We start from the raw sequence: 6,565 nt of genomic DNA, 5'->3' as shown, positions 1-6,565 counted from the left end.
TGAGGTGTCGATGGAGCAGGCGCTGCGCCGCATCTTCGAGGCGTATCGCGACAAGGTGGTCGAGGCACGCACGCTGGTCGACGCCGACAACTGATCGCTTCATGGCACGCATTGCGCTCAAGGTAGACGTGGACACGCTGCGCGGCACGCGCGAAGGCGTGCCCGCGCTGCTGTCCATGCTGTCCGCCGCCGAGGCGGAAGCCACGTTCCTGTTCAGCCTCGGCCCGGATCACACGGGCTGGGCGCTGCGCCGGGTGTTCCGTCCCGGTTTCCTGAAGAAGGTCTCGCGGACTTCCGTGGTGTCGAACTACGGCCTGCGCACGCTGATGTACGGCGTGCTGCTGCCGGGGCCCGACATCGGCCGCAAGGGCGCTGCCGAAATGCGTGCGGCCGCCGCAGCGGGCCACGAGTGCGGCATCCACACCTGGGACCACGTCTACTGGCAGGACAACGTGCGCGAGCGCGATGCGGCCTGGACGCGCCGACAGATGCAGCAATCGTTCGAGCGCTTCACCGATATCTTCGGTGCCGCCCCGACGACGCATGGCGCGGCCGGCTGGCAGATGAACAACGAGGCGTTTCGCCAGATCGACGACTGGGGCATGGTCTACGCGTCCGATGGCCGCGGGACGGCGCCCTACATTCCGACGGTCGATGGCAAGGCCTGCCGCCACGTGCAGATGCCGACCACACTGCCAACGCTCGACGAGCTGATCGGTGTGGACGACCTGACCGAAGACAACGTGCACAAGGCCGTGCTCAAGCTGACCGAGGGCGACGGCGACCACATTTTCACGCTCCATACGGAGCTGGAAGGCGGAAAGCTGGCGCCGGTATTCAAGCGACTGCTGTCAGGCTGGCGCGCGCAAGGTCACCAGCTTGTGTCGATGGCAACGTATTACCAGCACATCGATCGCAGCGACCTGCCGCAAATGCCCGTTACCTGGGGTGAAATCCCGGGCCGAAGCGGCGAACTGATTATTCAGCCCTGATTTCTCGCGCTCCCCATGCAGGGGAGCGCGATCCTCGACTCAGCCACAGGCCGTCAAACGGCCTTGCGCGTCAGCCTCAGCCCGTTGAATACCACCAGCAGGCTCGCACCCATATCGGCAAACACGGCCATCCACATCGTGCCCATGCCCATCAGGGTCAGGACCAGGAACACGGCCTTGATCCCCAGCGCGAGCGTGATGTTCTGCTTCAGGATGGTCGAAGTCTGGCGCGACAGCCGCACGAACGCCGGAATCTTGCGCAGGTCGTCGTCCATCAGCGCCACGTCCGCAGTCTCGATGGCCGTATCCGTACCGGCCGCGCCCATCGCGAAACCAATATCCGCCCGCGCCAGTGCCGGCGCATCGTTGATACCGTCACCGACCATGCCGACGCGGCCGGCGTGGGTGTGCGCCTGATCGGTCAGCGCGGCGATCGCATCGGCCTTGTCCTGCGGCAACTGATTGCCACGTACTTCATCGATACCGACGAGCGCCCCGATGGTCTGGGCCGTGTGCGGATTGTCGCCGGAGAGCATCAACGTCTTCACGCCGAGTTCATGTAGTTGCTCGATGGCCTGGCGGCTGGTTTCGCGCACCGTGTCGGCCACACCGAACAGCATCAGCGCGCGCGGCACTGCAGTGTCCATCGCGGCCAGCAAAACGATGGTCTTGCCTTGCCGCTCGATGGCCTCGAGCCGGGCTTCGAGCGCAGGAGAGCAGGCGCCGAGATCGTGAATCAGGCGATGGTTGCCAAGGCAGTACGCCACACCGTTGACGGTGCCACGCACGCCCTGGCCCGGCAGCGCCGCGAAATCCTGTACCTCGAAACGCGCCACGCCATCGGTTTCGGCCGCGCGGGCCACCGCGAGCGAGACGGGGTGGTCGGAACGCGCCGCGATACTTGCGGCAATCGCCCGAGCTTCTGGCACGTCGTCGACGAGTTGCGCCATATCGGTCTGCGCGGGCTTGCCATGCGTCAGCGTGCCCGTCTTGTCGAGCGCCAGCCAGGACAGTTGGCGCCCCTGCTCCAGGTAGACGCCGCCCTTGATCAGGATGCCGCGCCGCGCCGCAGCGGCCAGTCCGCTAACGATAGTGACCGGGGTCGAGATCACGAGGGCGCAAGGGCAGGCAATCACCAGCAGCACCAGTGCCTTGTAGATCCAGGCAAGCCAGGCTTCGCCCATGAACAGCGGCGGGATCACTGCGACTGCGAGCGCAATCGCAAAGACCACCGGCGTGTAGATGCGCGCGAACTGGTCGACAAAGCGCTGCGTGGGCGCACGGCTGCCCTGCGCGGCTTCCACGGCGTGGATGATGCGGGCCAGCGTCGAATCATCGGCGGGCGCGGTCACCTCGTACTCGAGTTCGCCGGATTGGTTGATCGAACCGGCGAAGAGGCTGTCTCCCACGGACTTGTCGACCGGAACGCTCTCGCCCGTGATCGGGGCCTGATCCAGTGCCGACTGCCCCTTCAGGACGCGGCCGTCGAGTGCCACACGTTCACCAGGGCGCAACCGCACCGTAGCGCCAAGGGGCACCTGACGCGCGTCCACCGGCTGCCAGCTTCCATCGGCCTGTTGCACGGTGGCCTGCTCCGGCGCCATCGCCATTAGCCCGCGCACAGCATTGCGCGCGCGATCCAGCGAGGCTGCCTCGATCCGCTCGGCCAGCGCGAACAGCACCATCACCATGGCCGCCTCAGGCCATTGGCCAATCAGCATCGCGCCCGTGACGGCGATGCTCATCAATGCGTTGATGTTCAGGTTGCCGTTGCGCACGGCGATCCAGCCCTTGCGATAGACGCCAAGACCGGCGAACAGCACGGTGGCCAGCGCCAGCGCGGCGGGCAGGTACGGCGTGGCAATCTGGAACCATTCGGCCACCTCGGCGCCCACGGCCAGCGCACCGGCAGCCGCCAGCGGCCACCACGGCTTGCCAGGCTCGGCGATGGCGGCCTTCGCGCCCGAGTCGGACAGCGGTTCGGCCTTCATCCCGAGCGAATCGATCGCCTTGACCACCGGGTCCAGTGAGTCGAGCGTGTGGTGAACCGTCAGCACACGCTGCATCAGGTTGAAATCGAGCGCCGCCACGCCAGCCATACCGCCGATCTTGTTGCGGATCAGCGTCTCCTCGGTCGGGCAATCCATCGCCTCGATGCGATAGGCCGCCGCACGGGTGCCAGCCGGGGCGGCAACCGGCGTGCTCACCGAAACCGATGCGCCGCAGGCCGAGCCGCAGCACGCATTGGGCTGCGCCGCTTCGGGCGCCGCTTCATGTGCATGATCGTGATCATGCTTGTGGCCATGACCGTGCTCGTGACTGTGGTCGCGGGAATGCGGATGATCGTGGTCATGCCCGCGACCGCGCGCGGCCGAGGATGACGGCAGGACGTTATCAGGGGTGGTGCGAGCCATGTCAAATTCCATTGATTCTTGTTCCCTGTCATTGAAGACCCTTTAGTCGCTACAGGGTCAAGCGCCTGCCGAAAATCTTTGGAGCGGCGCAAACATGACATGAACGTAATGTTTGCCCGCTCGCTAAACGCCTATAATCGCCCCCCATGCGCCGCCTACTGCTTGTATTTCTCGCAATATTGCTGCCGCTCCAGTTCGCCTGGGCCGGCGCGGCGGCCTATTGCGCGCACGAGAAGGCGACCTCGGTCGATGCGAGGCAGTGGCACTTTGGCCACCACACGCACGAGCACAAAGCCGCCGACGGCGACCGGCAAGCGCAAGACGCGAAAGACAGCAAATCGGCCAAGCTCCCGGACGGTGACTGCAATGCCTGTCATTTCCCGGGCTCGCACGGCCTGTTCTCCGAGTTGGCGATGACCGGGGACTACCCGTTCGTCACTGTGCACTATCAGCCACGCGCCAGCGCGTTCGGCTCAATCCCCTCCCCCGTTCCGGACCGCCCTCAGTGGTCCCGTCTCGCCTAGCCGGCGAGACGCGGAGAGCCCCTTTCCAATCCACGCGCCCCTGAACGGCGCGCCAGTCGTCTCGCCGATTTTCTCCCGTTCGTATTGGTGAAACTCGATGAGAAACTTCCTTTCGCCGCCCGGTCTGGCGGCCGTGCTCCTTTGCCTGTCGCTGGGCCCCATCGTCAGTCCTGTCGCATCGGCGCAGGGCACGGCGGCCCCTGCACCGGCCCCGGTATGGGTCCAAGTACCTGCTCAGGAACCGCCCAGCGCCTTGACGCTGGAAGCCGCGCTGGCACTGGCCACCGCGCAGAACCCAACGCTGTCCGCCGCCCGTATCGAACTCGATTCGACCGAAGGCGGCATCACACAGGCACGCGTGATCCCGAACCCCGAGATCGCCGTGCAGATGGAAGACACGCGCGCCGCCACGCGGGCCACCACTGGCCAGGTCAACCTTCCGATCGAACTGGGCGGCAAGCGCAGCGCGCGGATTGGCGCTGCAAACCGCGCGCGCGACGTGGCCCAGGCACAGCTTGGCACCACGCAGGCCGACCTGCGGGCCGGCGTGATCGGCGCGTTCTTCAACGTGCTGGTCGCGCAGGAGCGCGTGCGGCTGGCGGCCGGTTCGGTCGACATCGCCACGCGCGGTGCGAACGCCGCGGCGCGGCGCGTGGCGGCTGGCAAGATCTCGCCAGTCGAGGAAACCAAGGCACAGGTCGAACTGGCCAACGCGCAGATTGAACGCTCCGAGGCCGACGCCGCACTGGTGGCAGCACGGCAGTCGCTCGCCACGCTATGGGGCAATCCGTCGCCACGCTTCACCGAGGCCGATGGCAACCTCGATGCGTTGCCCGCCCGCCCTCAGGCAACAATGCTGCGCCAATCGCTCGACGGCGCCCCCGCGCTGCTGGCCAGCGAGCGGGAACTCGATCGCCGGCAGGCCGAAATTAACGTCCAGCGCAGTCGTCAGTACCCGGACGTGACGGTGAGCGTCGGCGCCAAGCGCGACAACAGCTCGCCGGAGCGCGGCACCTATCCCGTGCTGGGTGTCGCCATTCCGCTGCCGCTGTTCGACCGCAACCAGGGCAATCTGTACACAGCCATCCGTCAGGCCGACAAGGCCGCCGACGAACTCCGCGCAACACGCCTTCGGTTGGATCACGACCTGCAACAGGCCTCGAGCCAGCTCGAAGTCTCCCGTTCCTCGGCGCTGAGCCTGCGCGAAACCGTGCTGCCGGCCGCCGAGCGCGCCTACCAGGCCGCATCGCAAGGCTTTGAAGCCGGCAAGTTCAATTACCTCGAAGTCCTGGATGCCCAGCGCACGCTGTTCCAGGCACGCATCCGCTACCTCGGTGTGGTCGCCAATAGCTGGCAAGCCGCTACCACGATCGACCGCATCCTCGGCCGCTGACAGGAACCAACATGACCTTGACTCGAAAACAGGCCATCACCATCGCTGGCATCGTGATCGCCGGCCTGATCGCCGCGCTTGCCCTGCTGCTCTCCGGCCGTGGCGACGACCACGCGCACGAGGAGGGCGAAGCCGCGCACGGCCAGCCCGCGTCGAACGCTTCGGCTGAATCCGCGAAGACGCCGCAACAAGCCGAAGAGCCGCCCGGACTGATCGAACTGACGCCGGAACAGATCCGCAACGCCAATCTGGACATCCGCGCCGCCGGCCCGGGCCGCATCCGCAGCGCGGTGGAATTCCCCGGCGAAATCAAGTTCAACGAAGACCGCACCGCGCACGTGGTGCCGCGCGTGGCGGGCGTTGTCGAATCGGTGTCCGCCAACCTTGGCCAGCGTGTGAAGAAAGGCGACCTGCTGGCGGTGTTCGCCAGCACGCAGTTATCGGATCAACGTAGTGAGTTGCTCGCCGCGCAGCGGCGCCTAGAACTGGCGCGCACTACCTACACCCGCGAAAAGAAGCTCTGGGAGGACAAGGTTTCCGCCGAGCAGGACTTCCTTGCGGCACGTACCGCGCTGCAGGAAGCCGAAATCGCCGAGCGCAACGCCGCCCAGAAACTGACCGCCATTGGCGCGAAGCCCAGCGCCCGTGCCATCAACCAGTTCGAGCTGCGCGCCCCCTTCGACGGCATCGTCGTCGAAAAGCACCTGGCACTCGGCGAAGCCGTCGCGGCGGAGACCGCGGTCTTCACGATCTCCGATCTCAACACGGTCTGGGCCGAGTTCGTCATCGCGCCAAAGGACCTCGGGCATGTGAAGCTGGGCGAATCGGTACGTATAGCTTCTGCTGCATTCGATGGCGAGGCGGAAGGCAAGGTCTCCTACGTCGGCGCCCTGCTCGGCCAGCAAACCCGTACCGCCACGGCCCGCGTGACGCTGTCGAACCCCGAGATGGCATGGCGCCCGGGTCTGTTCGTCACCGTCAGCGTGGCCACCGGCGACGCCGAAGCCCCAGTGATCATCGAAGCGGATGCGGTGCAGGTCGAGAACGGCCAGAAGCAGGTATTCGTTGAGGCGCCGGGAGGCTTCCTCGCCCGGGCGATCAAGACGGGCCGCACTGACGGCAAGCGCATCGAGATCGTCGACGGCCTGGCCGCCGGCGATCGCTATGTGGCGGGCAACAGCTTCGTGCTCAAGGCCGAACAGGGCAAGGGCAGCGCCGAGCATTCGCACTGAACGGAGAGTC

Annotated in this window: 5 protein-coding genes; 4 read left to right on the top strand and 1 reads right to left on the bottom strand. The window is 66.3% G+C overall.

The window, feature by feature from the left end; genetic code table 11:
• Positions 1-101: 101 nt before the first annotated feature.
• On the top strand, positions 102-992 hold the full coding sequence (locus WD006_RS26195; protein WP_011519036.1) for a polysaccharide deacetylase family protein: 891 nt from the start codon (positions 102-104) through the stop codon (positions 990-992).
• A 53-nt stretch (positions 993-1,045) separates the two neighbouring features.
• On the opposite strand, the gene WD006_RS26190 is transcribed toward WD006_RS26195, so the two are convergent.
• A complete protein-coding gene (locus WD006_RS26190; RefSeq protein WP_029309602.1) occupies positions 1,046-3,406 on the bottom strand; it encodes a heavy metal translocating P-type ATPase in 2,361 nt (786 codons plus the stop codon).
• Between the two features lie 146 nt (positions 3,407-3,552).
• Here WD006_RS26190 and czcI point away from each other — a divergent pair, with 146 nt between their 5' ends.
• From czcI to WD006_RS26175, 3 genes are all read left to right on the top strand, one after another.
• Positions 3,553-3,930 carry a cation efflux protein, CzcI family gene (gene czcI / locus WD006_RS26185; protein WP_011519038.1) on the top strand — a complete coding sequence of 126 codons (378 nt, stop codon included), beginning with the start codon at positions 3,553-3,555 and terminating at the stop codon, positions 3,928-3,930.
• A 97-nt stretch (positions 3,931-4,027) separates the two neighbouring features.
• On the top strand, positions 4,028-5,323 hold the full coding sequence (locus WD006_RS26180) for a TolC family protein (protein WP_141192908.1): 1,296 nt from the start codon (positions 4,028-4,030) through the stop codon (positions 5,321-5,323).
• An 11-nt stretch (positions 5,324-5,334) separates the two neighbouring features.
• Positions 5,335-6,555: an efflux RND transporter periplasmic adaptor subunit gene (locus WD006_RS26175; RefSeq protein WP_029309601.1), complete on the top strand. Its 1,221-nt coding sequence runs from the start codon at positions 5,335-5,337 to the stop codon at positions 6,553-6,555.
• The last annotated feature ends 10 nt before the right edge of the window (positions 6,556-6,565 follow it).

The organism is Cupriavidus sp. Met-2 (genome assembly GCF_049843575.1).
GTDB lineage: Bacteria > Pseudomonadota > Gammaproteobacteria > Burkholderiales > Burkholderiaceae > Cupriavidus > Cupriavidus metallidurans.
The sequence above is the reverse complement of the archived record's forward strand: the minus strand, read 5'-3'. Positions and strand labels throughout refer to the sequence as shown.